The sequence below is a fragment of the Burkholderia sp. 9120 genome, from assembly GCF_000745015.1.
In the GTDB taxonomy this organism is placed as follows: Bacteria; Pseudomonadota; Gammaproteobacteria; order Burkholderiales; family Burkholderiaceae; genus Paraburkholderia.
On record NZ_JQNA01000001.1, the window covers coordinates 531,521 to 548,160 of the forward strand.

Annotated in this window: 19 protein-coding genes; 10 read left to right on the forward strand and 9 right to left on the reverse strand. The window is 61.8% G+C overall.

Annotated elements, in window-relative coordinates:
• Positions 1-14 precede the first annotated feature (14 nt).
• The 7 genes from FA94_RS02325 to FA94_RS37700 all read right to left on the reverse strand — a co-directional run bounded on the left by FA94_RS02325 (position 15) and on the right by FA94_RS37700 (position 6,851).
• Positions 15-2,174, reverse strand: coding sequence for a phage terminase large subunit family protein (locus tag FA94_RS02325; protein WP_035546376.1), 2,160 nt, complete (start codon positions 2,172-2,174; stop codon positions 15-17).
• Positions 2,071-2,580: a hypothetical protein gene (locus FA94_RS02330; RefSeq protein WP_035546378.1), complete on the reverse strand. Its 510-nt coding sequence runs from the start codon at positions 2,578-2,580 to the stop codon at positions 2,071-2,073. Before FA94_RS02330 ends, FA94_RS02325 begins: the two co-directional genes overlap by 104 nt.
• Before the next feature lie 263 nt (positions 2,581-2,843).
• Positions 2,844-3,317: a hypothetical protein gene (locus FA94_RS02335; protein ID WP_051980309.1), complete on the reverse strand. Its 474-nt coding sequence runs from the start codon at positions 3,315-3,317 to the stop codon at positions 2,844-2,846.
• A gap of 14 nt (positions 3,318-3,331) precedes the next feature.
• The gene (locus FA94_RS02340) at positions 3,332-4,483 is read right to left on the reverse strand and encodes a helix-turn-helix domain-containing protein (protein ID WP_197070170.1); all 1,152 of its coding nucleotides are present in this window, start codon (positions 4,481-4,483) and stop codon (positions 3,332-3,334) included.
• Between the two features lie 45 nt (positions 4,484-4,528).
• On the reverse strand, positions 4,529-5,923 hold the full coding sequence (gene dnaB / locus FA94_RS02345; RefSeq protein ID WP_035546382.1) for a replicative DNA helicase: 1,395 nt from the start codon (positions 5,921-5,923) through the stop codon (positions 4,529-4,531).
• 69 nt (positions 5,924-5,992) lie between these two features.
• Entirely contained in the window at positions 5,993-6,523 is a 531-nt protein-coding gene (locus tag FA94_RS02350) for a hypothetical protein (RefSeq protein WP_081935797.1), read from the reverse strand.
• A gap of 94 nt (positions 6,524-6,617) precedes the next feature.
• Positions 6,618-6,851 (reverse strand): helix-turn-helix domain-containing protein, encoded by a 234-nt coding sequence (locus FA94_RS37700; RefSeq protein ID WP_081935645.1) that lies wholly within the window; start codon positions 6,849-6,851, stop codon positions 6,618-6,620.
• Positions 6,852-6,954: 103 nt separating this feature from the next.
• Between FA94_RS37700 and FA94_RS02360 the strand changes: the two genes are divergently transcribed.
• From FA94_RS02360 to FA94_RS37705, 8 genes are all read left to right on the forward strand, one after another.
• Complete coding sequence (locus tag FA94_RS02360) at positions 6,955-7,476, forward strand: helix-turn-helix domain-containing protein (protein ID WP_081935646.1); 522 nt, start codon at positions 6,955-6,957, stop codon at positions 7,474-7,476.
• Positions 7,424-7,897, forward strand: a complete 474-nt coding sequence (locus tag FA94_RS38475) for a hypothetical protein (RefSeq protein ID WP_156126493.1) — start codon at positions 7,424-7,426, stop codon at positions 7,895-7,897. The genes FA94_RS02360 and FA94_RS38475 overlap by 53 nt, the downstream gene beginning before the upstream one ends.
• A 136-nt stretch (positions 7,898-8,033) precedes the next feature.
• Entirely contained in the window at positions 8,034-8,261 is a 228-nt protein-coding gene (locus FA94_RS02370) for a hypothetical protein (RefSeq protein WP_035546390.1), read from the forward strand.
• 127 nt (positions 8,262-8,388) lie between these two features.
• The gene (locus FA94_RS02375) at positions 8,389-8,733 is read left to right on the forward strand and encodes a hypothetical protein (protein ID WP_035546392.1); all 345 of its coding nucleotides are present in this window, start codon (positions 8,389-8,391) and stop codon (positions 8,731-8,733) included.
• Complete coding sequence (locus FA94_RS02380; protein ID WP_035546395.1) at positions 8,730-9,173, forward strand: hypothetical protein; 444 nt, start codon at positions 8,730-8,732, stop codon at positions 9,171-9,173. Before FA94_RS02375 ends, FA94_RS02380 begins: the two co-directional genes overlap by 4 nt.
• Complete coding sequence (locus FA94_RS02385) at positions 9,170-9,412, forward strand: hypothetical protein (protein ID WP_035546397.1); 243 nt, start codon at positions 9,170-9,172, stop codon at positions 9,410-9,412. The genes FA94_RS02380 and FA94_RS02385 overlap by 4 nt, the downstream gene beginning before the upstream one ends.
• Positions 9,405-10,349, forward strand: coding sequence for a ParB/RepB/Spo0J family partition protein (locus tag FA94_RS02390; RefSeq protein ID WP_231584835.1), 945 nt, complete (start codon positions 9,405-9,407; stop codon positions 10,347-10,349). The genes FA94_RS02385 and FA94_RS02390 overlap by 8 nt, the downstream gene beginning before the upstream one ends.
• Positions 10,346-10,651 (forward strand): helix-turn-helix transcriptional regulator, encoded by a 306-nt coding sequence (locus tag FA94_RS37705; RefSeq protein ID WP_081935647.1) that lies wholly within the window; start codon positions 10,346-10,348, stop codon positions 10,649-10,651. The genes FA94_RS02390 and FA94_RS37705 overlap by 4 nt, the downstream gene beginning before the upstream one ends.
• On the opposite strand, the gene FA94_RS02395 is transcribed toward FA94_RS37705, so the two are convergent.
• On the reverse strand, positions 10,605-11,879 hold the full coding sequence (locus FA94_RS02395) for a tyrosine-type recombinase/integrase (RefSeq protein ID WP_035546398.1): 1,275 nt from the start codon (positions 11,877-11,879) through the stop codon (positions 10,605-10,607). The two genes, FA94_RS37705 and FA94_RS02395, sit on opposite strands and share 47 nt — an antisense overlap.
• 175 nt (positions 11,880-12,054) lie before the next feature.
• Here FA94_RS02395 and mutS point away from each other — a divergent pair, with 175 nt between their 5' ends.
• Both mutS and FA94_RS02405 read left to right on the forward strand, forming a co-directional pair.
• The gene (gene mutS / locus FA94_RS02400) at positions 12,055-14,754 is read left to right on the forward strand and encodes a DNA mismatch repair protein MutS (RefSeq protein WP_035546399.1); all 2,700 of its coding nucleotides are present in this window, start codon (positions 12,055-12,057) and stop codon (positions 14,752-14,754) included.
• Positions 14,741-16,111, forward strand: coding sequence for a hypothetical protein (locus tag FA94_RS02405; RefSeq protein ID WP_035546401.1), 1,371 nt, complete (start codon positions 14,741-14,743; stop codon positions 16,109-16,111). Before mutS ends, FA94_RS02405 begins: the two co-directional genes overlap by 14 nt.
• Here FA94_RS02405 and FA94_RS02410 read toward each other — a convergent pair.
• The gene (locus FA94_RS02410) at positions 16,091-16,630 is read right to left on the reverse strand and encodes an FKBP-type peptidyl-prolyl cis-trans isomerase (RefSeq protein WP_035546403.1); all 540 of its coding nucleotides are present in this window, start codon (positions 16,628-16,630) and stop codon (positions 16,091-16,093) included. The genes FA94_RS02405 and FA94_RS02410 overlap by 21 nt on opposite strands.
• Positions 16,631-16,640 lie beyond the last annotated feature (10 nt).

Here is a 16,640-nt window from a genome sequence, read left to right on the forward strand (position 1 = left end):
GTTCAACTGCGCGGTTACCTGCGCTTCAGATACGCCGAGCGCCCTGTGCGCCGCCCCTGAAAACGCGAAACCCCGCTCGATGGCGGGGTTCCGGGTAAGGTATTTTGCGGTACGGTGGCCACTGAAGTAGCCACCGCTGGCGGGTCGTGTGCGGGGCTAACTGGCCCGGCGGGTTTATCGTCAACAGATGTTGCATCGCTAACATCGGGCACCTCAACGTCATCGACCGCCGGCAGCCCTGTCGCCACCGGTATCGTGTCAAACAGCGACGCCTGCGCGAGCCGGTTCTGCTCGAGCATCCAGTGCGCCTCTGTCATGAGGTGCGTCTTGATGCTGCGCGCCGCGTGCAACGCGTACACCTCACAGTCGAGCGCCTCGTTGCGCGCGCCCGCCTTCTTCTGCCAGATGCGCTTGCCGCCGATGCGCCCCGGCACTTTCACTTCTGCCGTCAGTTGGTGCAGGTAATCGGCCCGCACGCCCTGATACCAGTGCAGACGCCCGGGACCGTCGCTTTCGAGCTTGAGCCGGTTGTCGAGGATCAGGTCTTTTGCCTTGCTCACGCCCACCATGTAAGGGCGCAGGCCGTACTTCGCCGCCTTGCTGTTGTTGCGTACCGAATCGACCGATGCCTTGGGTACGCTGAACACCTCGGCCCCGACATCCTTCGCCCCCTTGATCGCCATGATGTTGATGCCACGCTTCTGAGCGACACGCACATAGCGATACACCGCATCGGACGTCGAGCCGTCCGACGAGTCGATCGACGCGGCGCGGATGCGCAGAACCCAGCCGTTCGCGTGCCGATAGCCCTGCGTGAGCAGCTCCGTCAATGCACCCCACACGCCACCAGCCATCGGATCGGTGCCCTGTTCGAGCACGTTGCCGTAAATTTCGTCCCATAACACCAGCCAGCTTTCCTCGCCACGGCCCCATGCGCGCAGCACCACTGCGATCCGGTCGTGCTGCACGTCGATACCGATCGTGAGCAGCAGCGCACGGGCCGGCACCGTGAAGACGGGATAGTCGAGCGCACGCGCCGCCAGTAGTTCGATCTCGGGAATGTCGCTCTCATACTTGTACGGACGCCCTTCAGTGTTGTTCACGAACGAGCGCATCTTCGTGTCGTCGCCGGCACGCAGCGCCTTCTCCGCGACGAGCCGCTTCTTGACCAGCTCGGCCATGCGCGAGCCTGGAAACGGCGACACCAGTTCATTCAACCGGAAGCCGGCCACGCCGTGAAACGCCGCGGTTGCCTGCCAGCGCCCCCGGCGCACTGCACGAAAGCGCGCGGTGTCGTCCCACAAACTGCCGCAGAATGGACACGTGTATCGGGCCGACTCGGGACGCGCGAGGCCGAACACTTCGTGCGGCTTCTCCGCATCCTCGGTCCACGTCACGTTGTCCCACGCCAGTTCGTGTTCCTCGCCGCAATCCGGACACGGCACGAGATAACGGCGCTGGTCCGACGCCTCGTACGCCTGTGCGATCCGCGAGAACCCGTCGACCGTCGGCGTGCCGCCGAAGATCACCTTGCGGCGGCTGTCGGAATAACTCTTGTTGCGCTCCTCAAGCAGCGTGATCGAATCGCCCTGCTCACGCACGTTCTGGTTTGCGTCGTCCGGTTCTTCGACCGCGACCACGGGGGCCGGTGTCGACTTCACATCGTCCGGCGCGTTGGACGTGATGAACTTCACGAACCCGCGTGCGAATGTCTTGTGATCCCACAGGTTGTTCCTGTCGCGCCCGGCGGTGACCGGCAGTTTCGCCAGCAGGCGCGGCGTGACTTCGACCATCGGCTCGAATTTTTCGAGATTGAATTTCTTGGCCGACTTCTCTTTTGCGAACATGATGATCATCGGACACGGATCGATGTCGATGCGCCGTCCGATGTAATTCAGCAGCACGCCATCGGTCCACGCAACCTGCGCCGACTTCATGCACACAATTTTCTGCACGCGCGGATCGTCGAGCGCCGCATGCATGCCCAGCACCCACGGCGTGATGTCCGGGTTGTAGCGACCGGGACTCGCGGCAGCCTTCGCACTCAGGCGACGATGCCGGCGAGCCCATTCAGTCGTCGAGAGCTTCTCCCCCGGCTTCAGCAGACTCGCGAGCCGCCTCAGCACTGCGTGCACTGTCTGGCTCGTATCGAGCCAACTGTTCGAGGCATCCATTGATATGCCCATTCAGGATTTCGACATCGATCTCGATACCGTAGAGCGTGCGCAGCTCCTGGACCAGCTTGTCCGGAAGAGAAACAAGCTCGGATTGAAATGCGCTGACCATCTGGCCATAGGCGCGTTCCAGCTGCTCCGCGTTGACCAGCTGTCCCTTCTTCTCGGCGAGCGTGAGGATCTTGATCTCGCGCTCCACCCGCTCCGTCATCGCGCGCTCGGTTGCAAGGTCGTATCCACCATCGCCCACCCGGCCCGCAGCGATACCGCGCAGGTGCCGGATGTACTCGACGCGGATCTCATCCATCAACGCCTGCCGGTAGTCGATGCCGAGCTTCTCGACAAGACGCGAGACGGCTGACTGGTCGAGGTCGAGGTGATCCGCGATCTGCTGCTGAGTGGGCATGAATATGACCCCCCTTGATGTTTCGCCAGTAGAGAAAAAACGCGGGTGTGAGCCCCCGTGTCTCCAGCGGCCATAGGGTCCCCGGCGGCTTGTGTCGGCGCCCTGCCCGCGCCCGACCTGCCGTGACTCAAAGACCAAACGCAAAAAAGCCCCGGCGCGAATGCGGCGAGGCTTCAGTTTCTTCCGGACGTGCGGCGACCCGGAACAGGCCGCGTCACTCGGTAAATACCGGAATCAAGTTGTAAGCCCGAAGTGTAGTTGAGCTACCTTGTTTCTGCAAGAGGCTGCGTACTGGATTGATCGTTGCGGCGATCATTGCATTCGCCACCACACTGCGCAGCGCGTTCGGCATTGAGCCGGTCAATGATGGTCTGCATCGACACGTACTCGCGCTGCGGTTCGCGTCCCATCTCAAGCAACTTTTCTCCGATCGCACGCTTCGCATGCGCGAGCGCCAGATCGAAGATCGATGTGGGCCGCACCTTCAGCCCAAGCCGTCGGCAGATGAAGGCTGGCGAAGCACTCCACAGGAAGTGCATCTGCAAGACCTTGCGATCGAGCGGCATCAACCGCTGCCACGCGCGCTCTACCTTCTGCGCATCTTCGGTGTTGATCGCCGTGCTGACGGCACGACCGCCCACGTTCGGAAAGTAAATCGATGCGACCAGCGTGTCCCCGTGGCCACTGCCCCCGCGCATCGCCTTCGCCCAGTTGTTCAAACGTTCATCCAGCGTCATGAGTTATTCCCCGTTCAGTCTTCGTACCGGCCGATGTGTGCCCGGCAATAGCCGCGCCGGGATGAGCCGGCACCAATGATGGTGGTCGCGATCCGCGTGCAGCGGCATCCGTCTTCGACGTGTGCGCATTGCCGGTCATCGGCCTGCGCTGATGCACCTGACGCACCGCCCGCCGATGCGCTGCCCGACGTCGCTTTCGACGCGAGCGCATCGTTGCGCCGACGCCGGATTTCGTCCCAGTTCTTGCGCAACCGTGCGGGCGAAACCATCACCTTCGACCAGAACCGGTCGCGATCAGCCCAGCCAAACAGGCGCGCAATGTCGCGTGCATCGCGCCCGTCGACCCGCAGCATCTGCCGGATCTCGGCGACCCACGCGGGCATGTCTGGCGTCCCGAAGTCCGGCAGCCGTACGCGGATACGCTCAAGCATCCAGGCCGCAAGCGACTCCGCCGTGCCCGCCTCATGGGCTTCCTCATGCGCTACTTCACCCACTTGCCCTCGCCGTTGTGCTTCGCTGAAATCCTCTCTCTGCCCAGCTACGGCTTCGTTCACCACTGTGGGTTGAGGTTTAGAGAGGTTTTTATACGTACTTCTGTTTACTGGTTTACTAGTTGGAACGTGGTTCAGGTAACTTTGCGAATCCGCCGTGTCCGGCGCGTCCCCGACGACACGCTCCGCAAGCTCACCGGAACGTCGTTCGGGTAAAGCGGCAGGTTCACCCGAACGACGTTCGTGATTGCCTGTTTTGCGTGCAACACCGGAACGTGGTTCGGAGTTGCCGAAGTTTTCAGCAACGACGGAATCAGGTTCCGGATCAGGCTCCTCTCCGCCGGCCGCGAGATCAAACTCAATTACATCGCACTGGCGCAACGCAATCTCCTTCGGGACCGACAGCCGGTAATGCGCGTGCGCCCAGCGGCGTGCCGGTCGGCGCGAGCGCCAGCGTGTGAGCCAGCCGTTGCTCTCCGCCACCACCAGGTGATTGCTTACACAACGCTCGGACAGGCTCGCCTTGCCCGCGATCGTGCCGATCGACGGCCAGCAGATGTCGTCCATCGCGTTTGCGTACTCGGCAATCACGAACAGGACCAGCTTGGTGGTCGACGGCAGATCGCTCTCCGTCATCGCACGTCGCCAGGTGAAGAATGGGGAAACAGTTGTCATAGGTCAGTTGCTCAATCTCTGATGCTTGATCTCGGATGCTTGATTTCAATAGCCCGCGTCCGGCTCCGAAAAATTCTCGAACCGGGTAATGGCGTTCTGGAATGCGAGGCGCACGGTGCCGATCGGCCCGTTGCGCTGCTTCGCAATAATGATTTCGGCGGTCCCCTTGTCGGAACTGTCCGGGTTATAGACTTCATCGCGATAGATGAAGAGGATCACGTCCGCGTCCTGCTCGATCGAACCCGACTCGCGCAGATCGGACATCACCGGGCGCTTGTTGGGCCGTTGCTCGAGGCCGCGGTTAAGCTGGGACAGCGCGATAACCGGCACGCGCAGTTCGGTGGCGATCTGCTTCAGTGCCCGCGAAATGCTGCTCACCTCAACCGCACGCATTTCCGGATTCGCGCCGTCGCCCGACATCAGTTGCAGATAGTCGATCACGACGACGCCGAGCTGGCCACACTCGCGATGCAGGCGTCTGAGGCGGGTTTTGAGCATCGATGGCGTAAGCGACGCGCCTTCCAGCATCCGGATGTCCGCGCCGGACATTACCTGCACGCCGTGCGTGACACGCGACCAGTCTTCGTCGTCAAGCGTGCCCGTGCGCAGGCGATGCTGGTTCACTCGCGACACCGACGCGAGCATGCGCGTCACCAGTTGCTCCTCGGGCATCTCCATTGACACGACCGCCGCCGGAAGTCCAAGGCGTGCGGCGACGTGTTCGGCGATGTTCATGGCGAACGAGGTCTTGCCCATCGACGGTCTACCACCGACGATAATAAGTTCGCCCTCGTGCATGCCGTCGAGGCGCCGGTCGAGATCGTCAAAGCCGGTCGCGGTCCCGGTGACGCCGCGCTTATCCTCGCGCTGGGACAGCTCGTCGATCCGCTCAAGCACGCGGGCCAAAGTACCTTGCATCGGCCTGAACCCGTCGTCCTTGCGCCGCTCGGTGTCCGACAGTCGCAGGAAGGAGGCTTGCGCCTGGTCGATGATTTCCGCCACCTCGCGCCCGCCCGTGTGGTGACACAGGTCGATCACCTGACGGGCCGTGCGCAGGCACCCGCGCAGCATTGACCGGTTACGCACGATCTCGGCGTACCGCACGACGTTCGCCGCGCTTGGCGTCGACTGGACGAGTTCGTTCAGATATTCCAGGGGGCGTTTGATCTTCGCGCCGCTTGACTGGAGCCGCTCGAAGACCGTGACCACATCCGCCTGATGCTGGGCGAGAATCAACCCGGCGATCGTCTGGTAGATCAGGCGGTTTTCCGTTAGCGTGAAATCGTCGACCGCAACCATATCGCCGATCCGGTCATACACGCTGTTATCCAGTAGCAACGCACCCAGCACCGCGTGTTCAGATTCGATCGACGCGATAGGCCCGTTAGGTCCGGTGGATCCGGCCGGGGCGTGCGCTTCCAATGGGTCGAGTGCGCCCATGGTTCTCCAGGATGTGCTGTGAGGTATTGAAATGGGGGGCCACGTCGCAGCGGCACCCCGAACGGGACGCTAGTTGCTGCGCAGTCTGGCGAGACGCGTGGCCGTATGGATGAGGCGCTGGAAAAGACGTTGCCCCTTGCGGCTAACGACCGTCAACTGCTCGACCTCGTGCAGGTCGATCCGGCGATCGGCCACCGCGCGCACCACCTCGCCCGCGACCTCGCCGACATGCACCTGCAGATCCAGCGTCGCACGCGCGAGCGCCTCTACGTCGTGGCAGCCATCCGGGTCCGGCAGCGTAGTATCGGTCTGCCGTTCGGCTATGAGGCCAAAGCGCTCGTTCAGCGCGTGCAGCGGGTCAAGCGCAAAGGGTGCGCTTTCCTTTTTTTCCTGCATCCACTCGACGAGGAGCTCGAACATCTCCATTGACAATCGATTCTCGCCCTCACCACGCAGGCGCAGCCGCAGAGATTCCGTCGCAATGTTCTTTCCTCGCCGCAGTGTCAGGAAGTTCGCAGCATCGGCCACACCCCCCGGTGTATTCCGCACCGACGTGTACAGCACGTCGAGCCATTCTGTTCCGCTATATCGACAGGTCATCCTGTTTATGTCCTCTTTGCACGTGTGCGCTTTCATACTGTGCACGCCCGTTTCGCGCTTTTACGATGCAGGCGTGTAGGCACTGGAAAGGACTTCAATGAGACGCACAAGCCCCCCTGGAAGCCGTCGCACGCTCCGGGCAACGCGCGAAGTAATCGTGCAACGCCTGGACCGTGGACACGCGCGGGTCGGAAACTACGCCACTGGTGATTTTGGTGAGCGTCGGATAGGGGACGCCGGATTGAGCCGCGACGTTGCGCAGATTGCCCTTCTCGCGAAGAAGACGCCGACGAACGGCGCTGAGCCACTGTTCGTGATGCTGTTTCATATCAGCCTCCCGTCGTAAATGAACCGGGAGAATACCCTTTAATGGTTATTCTGGCAACGGAAACTATCCGCTATGAAATAACCATATTTGGCAATATGCCCATATGACAGCAAAACGCGCGAACGAAATTCTCGCCCGCAACATACGGCGACTCATGGATGGCCATCCGACCCTGGCCACGCAGACGGCGCTCGCGCGCAGGGCAGGAATCTCACAGAGTTCGATCCAGCGCGTCCTGACGGCCGCAGTACATCCCCAACTCGACGTGATCGAGGCCATCGCGAATTCGTTCAGGGTGACGCCAGCGCAGTTATTGATGGAAGATCTGGACACTGGAACTGTCCAGATTTCACGCGACGATATGGGACTGGAAGACCTGCCTGAAGCCGACAGGGAAAAAGTCGCAAGCTATGCCCGATTTCTGCAACACCAGAGCCAGACCAAAGCCGGCCGGGAGGACAAGCCCGAAGAATTCATCCGACTCGCCGATCTACGGGAATTGAGCCTGGACGAACTGGCGCAGGTCATGCGCCCGGCACTTCGTGAGCCTAACGATAACACGCTCACGAATCATGAAATACAGCACTCAAAGACCAAACCAGCAAGACGCCGCACGGGTAATTAGCATCGAGCAGTACCGGCGCCCTGACCATCCCCGACACACCAACGAACATCCCCTCGCCCGCAGGGCGAAGCTCGTCCAGGCGACTGCAGACGCACAACTTCAGGACCCTGATGCGCTACCTATAGCCGCCGCAATGGTGGTTCTGCGCTCAGATTGGCGCCTGTCGTCCGTGACTGAGGCGATCGAGCCCGAACAGATCGACATCTTTGCGAACGAACTCGAAAATCTTGCGCGACGACTCCGGGCGAAACACCGCAAAAAACCGGCCAGTCCCGATCAACGCGGTTTTAGCTACCTGAGCAGCATTCTGTCACTGTTTTTTCTGGCCGCAACCTACATCAACGAGAGCGCAGCGATGGATGTAGCACTGTCGCTCGCGGCCCAGTTGTCGATCGCAATCATCGTACGTCAACGCAATTAGCCCTGTGCCGGCCGGAACCCTGAGAGGTTTCGGCTGCAATTTTTCGTCGTCAAATATCCATTGATGGATTGACATGAATTGCCACTAATGGGTAATCTTCGGTCCGAACGCCATCCTGCGTCCCCGGAGAAACCTCATGAAAAGTGTCGACAAGCATTCGCCAGTCCGTCAGGCGTGGCTCCGCTCCATCCAGGGGCTGCCATCTGATATCCCGGAAGGCTTCACGATCGTTCGCCAAAGTGACTTTGAAAAATCAACGGTATGGCGAGCCGTCTTTGTATTCGCCGCCGTCGTCATCGGTATCACGCTTTTCCAGCCCGAACTGGCTGACGCTCCGCTGTCCACCTATCGCGTCACAACCTAGCCGGACGACTCCGCGCTGCGCATGTGCCCCGCTATCTGCCCCCGGCATCGAAAGCCGCGCGCGAAAGCCGATCAACCCACGCCGGACGGACAACGTCATCCCGCTGGCGATATCGAGCAAAACCGGAATGCCAAAACTAAACTTGCCTTTCTCAACCGAGCCACCGCTGCGCGACACCATTCGCGTTCGCTCGATCGTCAATTACGATCCGACGATCCCGCGCGCAACGACACCGATGATGGTCGGCCAGTATGTAGTTGCACGCAGTCCTCTGCATGGCAGCGCCCACACGCTCTACAAGGTCATGGACGGCCCGACAGTCGTTCGGACATTCATTTCAATTCCGGATGCAGACGACTGCCGCATGGCTATCGTTAAGCACAGGCTTAAGGCTGCCGACACGCTGGCCGAAAAGACCATCGCACGGGCAAAGTCCAGCCCGCTCGTGATGCGCCACAAGGAGGTCGCGTGAAGCGCCCCACCCAATACAAGCGGCCGACGACTTACGCTGAAATCGTCAGGAACGCTCACATACAGCATGCCGGCCGGATAGCGGAACTGAAGCGGGCCGAAAAGATAATTCGTGCCATTGAGCCGGATCTGGAACATCTGGATAGAACGGGGATCGGCTACGACGTCGGCGTCAGCTCGATGCGACTGGTCGACGTCAGCGACTATTTATCCACTACCCGCCGCGCAAAGTGGGCGCTACATGTCGCCGCTGGCATTTTTTCTATTACCGAAAACCGGCTGACGGACGGCTTCCTTGCACTCGGCTGGGTTGTTGAATCGGGGAGTGTGAACGGTCCATACGGATCGGTGGTGCTTCGCAAGCACAGGACGCAAACCCGCATTCGCCTAGATGGCAACGCAGAGTATCTGCGCACCATCCTGCCAAAGGAGGACGCGTGACCTTCGCCTTTCTCGTCGCCCTTGCCACGTGCGGCACAGCCTGGTTCGTTACCGGCGCCGCACAGCATCGCCACATCGGCTACCTGTTCGGCCTCGCCGACACAGTTCTTTGGCTGTTCGCCGGCGTGTCGGCCGGCAAGCTATTCGTCGTCATCGCCGCCGCGTTCTGTGCGCTGTGCTACGCACGGCCTTTCCTGCGCGCGCGCCTCTACTCCCGACTCCGGAGGCAACATGGTTAAGACCAGCCCGCTCGTGCTCGATGCTTTAATCGTTACCGGCAACACCAAGGCCGCAATCAAGGCGGCCGGAGGCGGCTCCTCAGATCTCTGGACTGTTCCACCCAGCCAGATCCATTACGATGCCCGCGACAACGTCCGCCCGCTGATGCAAGACTGGGTGCGGCATCTCGCTAACCTCATGAAGGTCAATGGCTATGACCGGAAGAAGCCGCTCGGCTGTTTTGTTCGCAAGGTCGGCGGCGAAGACAGGATTTTCGTGTACGAGGGTCAGCATCGTTATCACGCGGTACTGCTGGCAGCCGACGAAGGCAGAAAGGAATGTCTGCCGGCCAGGATCATGGAAACCTTCGAACGGATTCCCCTGATCATCGACGAAGCGAAGTCGGTCAGCCGCCCCAATCTGATCTACGCGGGAATCACGAACAACTACGGCGAGAAGCTGACGCCACTGCAACTGGCGGAAAAGATCGTCGAACTGCAACAGCTCGGCGAGCCGAACGCGACGATCTGCGCACGCCTCGACATTACCGACCAGACCATCCGCGACGTTCTGTTACTCGCACACGCACCAGTTGCACTTCACAGGCTGGTCCGCGAAAATGTCGTGTCGTCGACGCTTGCCATTGAAGAGATCCGCTCGCACGGTGGCGAGAAAGCGCTCAACCGACTTGCAAGCGCCGCATCGAAGGCAAAAGAGTCGGGGAAAACCAAGGTCACCAGGAAGGCTCTGGACGCCGCTATACCCAAACCCACCGCGAAGAAAATCACCGATCCGCAAGCAAAGCAACTTTTGCGGGCGCTGCAATCGGTACGTCACGACCCGCTGTTCGGCAAGCTCTCGCCTCGCACGATCGCGGGCGTTCATGCCGCTCTCACCCAACATGCGGACCTGCTCGACGCCGCCCCCCGCATCGGCTCTCAGGAACTCCCAGAATGACTAACGCGAAAACCGCACTTGTAAAACCGTTGTACCTCGACCTCGATAGCGTTTGCTCTATCGTGTCGCTCGCGCCAGCCACTGTGCAGTTGCTGGTTCGTCAAAGCCAGTTCCCCAAACCTCGCCTACTTTCCGGTCGCCGCGTAGGGTGGCTACTTCGGGAAATCGAGGAGTGGGCGGAGCAGCGCCCAATTTCCGACCTGTTGCCTCCGTCAAACACGGGCGGTCGCCGCAGGAAACAGGTTACCGCGTCGATCAGCGCCCTTCAGCCAACTGTTCAAGCCGCTCTGACACCCGCGTAAGCCATATCCGCCGCTCGGCATCGTAGGCGTGTCGGTTGTACACGCCTTTAATGCCCTCTTGCATGTGGCCAAGTACGGCCTCGCCCACCTCGTCGGGACAGCCCATAGCTGCCAGCATCGTGCGTATGGTGCGTCTCAAGTCATGCGGTGCCCATACCGTTACAGGCAACCGCGGTCGAGCCATCTCCGGCCGCGTTTTCGAATACGGCTGATGATAATGCACCGCTGTTTGCACCACGGCCTGCTCGATATGTGCAGCCGATCCATTCGCCGGTGGGAATAGAAATCCCTTACCGTAAACGCTGATGCGTCGGCGCACAATGGTTTCGGCTCGCCCTATCAACGGCACGCGGAGATCGGTAGCGTCTTCGTGCCGCGCGTTCTTGGTCTTCTCTCTCGGTATCGTCCACCACCAGCCGTCGCTTTCCTCGGCAACCTCTCGGCCTTCCATAGCGACTATCTCTGACCCACGCGTCGCCGTCCACAAATAGAGCGTCAACGCGTCGCAAACGCTTCTGCTGAAGTTCGGCAGCCACGGAATTAGTTGCGCCAGTTCACCATCAGCCAGCGTTCGTTTTTTCCCTATCCGCTTACCACCGATCGTCTTTCCCTTGCTTTTCAGTTTGCCGCGCAGGATCAAACGCCACCAGTTTGGCGCGCTCTGTGACAGTCGCCCGGCGTCGAGGGCGTAATCCCATGCCGCACCCAACTCAGCACGCAGCTTCGACGCTTGCACTGGAATATGGGCATGCGATTCGATTAGGTCAAAAGCTTGGGAGCGAGTAAGCGTTTCAGCATGCGCATCCGCAAGCGGCCCAAGCATCGTGCGGAACATACGCGCGATTTCGTTCGCGCCCTTCGTCTTGCGGTTCCGCTCGACATGCCCCTCAAGGTAGTCGCTGCACAGGTTTCCCACTGTGTACTTCGACTGCTGCGGTACCATAACGCCGTTTCGGACCGTAGCCGGTTCACGCTTGTTCGCGACCGGCTCTTGCCCTTCTTTGCGCGCGTCACGAAGCTTCTCCCAAGCCACGATCGCAGCAGCGGGCGATATGGCCGGCCACTCGCCGATTTTGGTCTGCTTCATTCGCCCATCGATAGGTGACTTGTAGCGATAGGTCCAACTTTTTGTTGTCTTCGTTGCCACCAAGCGCAAGCCGGGGCAGTCGACTACTGTGAGATGTTGATCGGGTCCAAGTTGCTTGGCAGCGCGAGCATCAAAGTGCATAAAATTCAGCGTAGGTTTTGCCGGAAAATCGAGAGACTCCCCCGGCGTAGGTCAATTAGATTTCCAAGCTGGAAACCTACGCTAAAGACTTAAGTTTTGCAATGTGCAGACATGCTCGAGCATGCGTAGACAGGAACATGCGAATAGGCCACGCGCCTTTCTGGATATAGGATAGATGGAAGAAACGACCGCAAAACCTGACGTGAAAAGCATCAACATAAGCAATCACACGCCGATGATGCAGCAATACCTGCGCATCAAAGCGGATCATCCGGGCACGCTGGTGTTCTACCGGATGGGCGACTTCTACGAACTCTTTTTCGACGACGCCATCAAGGCCGCCCGTCTGCTCGATCTGACGCTCACGCAGCGCGGCGCGTCGGGCGGCAATCCGATCAAGATGGCCGGCGTGCCGTATCACGCGGTCGAACAGTATCTGGCCAAGCTGGTGAAGCTCGGCGAATCCGTCGCGATCTGCGAACAGATCGGCGACCCGGCAACGTCGAAAGGCCCCGTCGAACGTAAAGTGGTGCGCGTGGTCACGCCGGGCACCCTCACGGACGCCGCGCTGCTGTCCGACAAGAGCGACGTCTACCTGATGGCACTGTGCGTCGCGCACAACCGCCGCGGCGTCGCGACCAGCGTGGGTCTGGCCTGGCTGAATCTGGCGAGCGGCGCGTTGCGCCTCGCGGAAGTCGCACCCGACCAGGTGGCGGCCGCGCTCGAACGCATTCGTCCCGCGGAAATTCTGGTGGCCGATTCCACCGCGGACGCCGCGAGCTGGACCCCGCCCGTCAATGCCGGCGCCCTCACCCGCGTGCCGGTGTGGCACTTCGATATCGCGTCGGGCACGCAGCGTCTTTGCGATCAACTGGAAGTGGCGGGCCTCGACGGCTTCGGCGCCCATTCGCTGACGGCCGCCTGCGGCGCGGCCGGCGCGTTGCTGCTGTACGCGGCGGCCACGCAAGGCCAGCAATTGCGCCACGTGCGCAGCCTGAAGGTGGAATACGAGTCCGAATATATCGGCCTCGACCCGGCCACGCGCCGCAACCTCGAACTCACCGAAACGCTGCGCGGCACCGAGTCGCCCACGCTGTGCTCGCTGCTCGACACCTGCTGCACGACCATGGGCAGCCGGCTGCTGCGTCACTGGCTGCATCACCCGCCGCGCGAAGCCACGGTGGCTCAGGCACGGCAGCAAGCCATCGGCGCACTGCTCGATGCGCCACCCGGCTCAAGCGTCGAAACGCTGCGCGGCGCGCTGCGGCAAATCTCGGATATCGAACGGATCACCGGGCGTCTCGCGCTGCTGTCCGCGCGGCCTCGCGATCTGTCGAGCTTGCGCGATACGTTCATCGCGTTGCCCGAACTGCGCACGCAACTCGCGGCGGTGTCGTCCAACGCGGATTCGCTCGCGCGTATCGACGCATCGCTCGTGCCGCCGCAAGACTGCGTCGAACTGCTCAAGCGCGCGGTCGCGCAGGAGCCGTCGGCAATGGTGCGCGACGGCGGCGTGATCGCACGCGGTTACGACGCGGACCTCGACGAATTGCGCGATATTTCGGAGAACTGCGGGCAGTTCCTGATCGACCTCGAAACACGCGAACGCGCACGCACGGGGATCGGCAATCTGCGCGTCGAATACAACAAGGTGCACGGCTTCTATATCGAAGTCACGCGCGGCCAGACCGACAAAGTGCCCGACGACTATCGCCGCCGTCAGACGCTGAAGAATGCCGAGCGCTACATCACGCCGGAGCTGAAGACTTTCGAGGACAAAGCGCTGTCGGCGCAGGAACGCGCGCTGGCGCGCGAACGCTCGCTGTACGACGCGTTGCTGCAGGCGCTGCTACCCTTCATCCCCGATTGCCAGCGGGTCGCTTCGGCGCTCGCCGAACTCGATCTGCTGGCGGCGTTCGCCGAACGCGCCCGCGCGCTCGACTGGGTCGCGCCCACGTTCTCGCCTGATACGGGCATCGAAATCGAACAGGGGCGTCACCCGGTGGTCGAGGCTCAGGTCGAACAGTTCATCGCCAACGACTGCACGCTGACACCCGAGCGCAAACTGCTGCTGATCACCGGCCCGAACATGGGCGGTAAATCGACCTTCATGCGGCAGACCGCGCTGATCGCGCTGCTGGCGTATGTGGGCAGCTACGTGCCGGCGAGGCGCGCGGTGTTCGGACCGATCGACCGCATCTTCACGCGGATCGGCGCGGCGGACGACCTGGCCGGCGGCCGCTCGACCTTCATGGTGGAAATGACCGAAGCCGCCGCGATCCTGAACGACGCGACGCCGCAAAGTCTCGTGCTGATGGATGAAATCGGCCGCGGCACCTCGACCTTCGACGGGCTCGCGCTGGCCTGGGCGATCGCGCGCCATCTGCTGTCGCATAACGGCTGCCATACGCTGTTCGCCACGCACTATTTCGAACTCACGCAGTTGCCGGCCGAGTTTCCGCAAGCGGCCAATGTGCATCTGTCGGCGGTCGAGCATGGGCACGGCATTGTGTTCCTGCACGCGGTCAGCGAAGGTCCGGCGAATCAGAGCTACGGCCTGCAGGTCGCGCAACTGGCGGGTGTACCCAACGCGGTGATTCGCGCGGCTCGCAAGCATCTCGCGCATCTCGAACAGCAATCGGCGGCGCAGCCCGCACCGCAACTCGATCTGTTCGCCGCCCCGCTGCCGATGCTGGTCGAAGACACGGACGACGAACGCTACGACGAGCCGCGGCCCGCCGCGCTGCCGCCCGCCATGCAGGCGCTCGCCGAACGCCTGCGCGCAATCGACCCGAACGACTTGCGCCCGCGTGAAGCGCTCGACCTGCTGTACGAACTGCACGAGCTGGCTACCGCGCCAGATGCGGATCATTGACGCTCCCAGACCCCGGCAGCGTCCGCGCACGTTTCGCGCGGCGCTGACCGTCGCCCTTCTGCTCGCGGGCGGCTTCGTGCCGCTCGTGGGTCTGCTCACGGGTGGTCTGCTCCTGTTTGCCCAGCCGGCGCACGCCGAAGCGCAGCGCTACGCGTTCGCGGTCATCGCCAACACGTTGCAAAACACCGCCGACGAAGCCGCCACGCAGCGCCTGATCGACGCCATCGGCCGGGAACGCGACATCGCGTTCATCGTGTACGACGGCAATCTGAAGGGTGCGAAAGAAGCTTGCCGCGACGCGCTTTACGAGCGCCGTCACACGTTGCTCGAAACGTCGCGGCCCGCGCTGTTCTTTATTCCTGGCCAGCATGACTGGGCCGATTGCGGCACGGCCGAGGCCGGCGGCTTCGATCCGACCGAACGCCTCGACCAGTTGCGCCAGACCCTGTTCGCCGACTCGACGTCGATGGGCCAGAACCCCATCACGCTGACGCGCGAAAGCGAAGTCTCGCGCTTTCGTCCGTTTCGCGAAAACGTGCGCTGGCAAGTGGGCGATACGGTGTTTATCGGTCTGAACGCGCCGAGTCCGAACAATCACTACCTGACCGCGGGCGGCCGCAACGGTGAATTTGAAGACCGGGCGATTGCCAATGCATTCTGGCTCGAGCACGCAGGCGAATATGCGAAACGCCGCGACGCGCGCGCAATCGTCGTGTTCATTCAAGGCGACCCCGACCCGGAGCGTTATGAACGGCCGGACCGCTTCGCCTGGCTGCGTTTTGCACGCAGCCCGCGCCGCGATGGGTTTCTGGAGTTCAAGCGCAGCCTGGTCAAACTCGCGCAGACTTTCCGCGGACCCGTGCTGGTGATTCATTGCGACGACGAACGCGCGAGCGGCGGCTTCCTGATCGATCAGCCGTTACGCAATGACAAGGGCGCACTGGTGACGAATCTCACGCGGATCGCGCTGGCGCCGCATGATCGTCTTAACCAATGGATTCGGATTGAAGCAGATCTCGGCAGGAAACCGCCGTTCCGCGTGAGTGTGCGCGACGTGCCGAAGCAAATACCGTTGCCCGTGCCACCGCCGTTGCTGCCGCATGAAGAACCGGCCGCGTCGATGCCGGCTGTGCCGGCGCTCGGTCCGGCTTCGGAATTGCCACCGCTGTTGCCGACGCCCGGGGAGTCGCAACTGGATCAGCAGCCGCAAATTCCGGCCGATCAGGGCGGCGGCGGTTACGGGCCTGCGACTTCGGTCCCGCCCGCCTCCGCTACCTTGCCGCACATGCCGGGCGCCGCGTCAGGTTCGAACTCGAACGGCGGCGTGCCCGCCAGCTCAGTGCAGCGTGGGCCCTGACTTGTCGTCGTCGGCTTCGTCGTCTTCGTCGAGGACTTCGAGGCCGTCGGCGCCATGCGCGTGTTCGTGCTGGATTTCGTCTTCAGTCGCGGGACGCACGTCTTTGACCGTCAGCGCGAAACGCAGCGCCATGCCGGCGAGCGGATGGTTGCCGTCGAGCACGACTTTGTCTTCCGCGACGTCCGTCACGACGTAGACGAGCGAATCGAGATCTTCGTCGCCCTCTTCCGGCGTGCCTTCGAATTGCATGCCGACTTCGAGCGGTTCAGGAAAACGATCGCGCGGCTCGATCTTCACGAGGTCGGGGTCGTACTCACCGAACGCGTCGGCCGGCTCAAGCTGGATCTGGGCCTCGAAGCCGGCCTCGTGGCCGTCGAGCTCTTCCTCGATCTTGGGGAACGTGCCATCATAGCCGCCGTGCAGATAGACCATCGGCTCGTCGCTTTCTTCAATCAGATTGCCCTGCGCATCCGACAGCTTGTAAGCGACCGACACGACGGTGTTCTTTGCGATTTTCATTCGATTCTCC

Coding starts and splice junctions, on each gene's coding strand:
- FA94_RS02330 (WP_035546378.1), bottom strand. CDS start 2,580: ATGCCCACTCAGCAGCAGATCGCGGATCACCTCGACCTCGACCAGTCA.
- FA94_RS02350 (WP_081935797.1), bottom strand. CDS start 6,523: ATGACCTGTCGATATAGCGGAACAGAATGGCTCGACGTGCTGTACACG.
- mutS (WP_035546399.1), top strand. CDS start 12,055: ATGGAAGAAACGACCGCAAAACCTGACGTGAAAAGCATCAACATAAGC.
- FA94_RS37700 (WP_081935645.1), bottom strand. CDS start 6,851: ATGAAACAGCATCACGAACAGTGGCTCAGCGCCGTTCGTCGGCGTCTT.
- FA94_RS02335 (WP_051980309.1), bottom strand. CDS start 3,317: ATGACGCTGGATGAACGTTTGAACAACTGGGCGAAGGCGATGCGCGGG.
- FA94_RS02325 (WP_035546376.1), bottom strand. CDS start 2,174: ATGGATGCCTCGAACAGTTGGCTCGATACGAGCCAGACAGTGCACGCA.
- FA94_RS02375 (WP_035546392.1), top strand. CDS start 8,389: ATGCCAAAACTAAACTTGCCTTTCTCAACCGAGCCACCGCTGCGCGAC.
- FA94_RS38475 (WP_156126493.1), top strand. CDS start 7,424: ATGAAATACAGCACTCAAAGACCAAACCAGCAAGACGCCGCACGGGTA.
- FA94_RS02395 (WP_035546398.1), bottom strand. CDS start 11,879: ATGCACTTTGATGCTCGCGCTGCCAAGCAACTTGGACCCGATCAACAT.
- dnaB (WP_035546382.1), bottom strand. CDS start 5,923: ATGGGCGCACTCGACCCATTGGAAGCGCACGCCCCGGCCGGATCCACC.
- FA94_RS02410 (WP_035546403.1), bottom strand. CDS start 16,630: ATGAAAATCGCAAAGAACACCGTCGTGTCGGTCGCTTACAAGCTGTCG.
- FA94_RS02390 (WP_231584835.1), top strand. CDS start 9,405: ATGGTTAAGACCAGCCCGCTCGTGCTCGATGCTTTAATCGTTACCGGC.
- FA94_RS02360 (WP_081935646.1), top strand. CDS start 6,955: ATGACAGCAAAACGCGCGAACGAAATTCTCGCCCGCAACATACGGCGA.
- FA94_RS02370 (WP_035546390.1), top strand. CDS start 8,034: ATGAAAAGTGTCGACAAGCATTCGCCAGTCCGTCAGGCGTGGCTCCGC.
- FA94_RS37705 (WP_081935647.1), top strand. CDS start 10,346: ATGACTAACGCGAAAACCGCACTTGTAAAACCGTTGTACCTCGACCTC.
- FA94_RS02340 (WP_197070170.1), bottom strand. CDS start 4,483: ATGACAACTGTTTCCCCATTCTTCACCTGGCGACGTGCGATGACGGAG.
- FA94_RS02405 (WP_035546401.1), top strand. CDS start 14,741: ATGCGGATCATTGACGCTCCCAGACCCCGGCAGCGTCCGCGCACGTTT.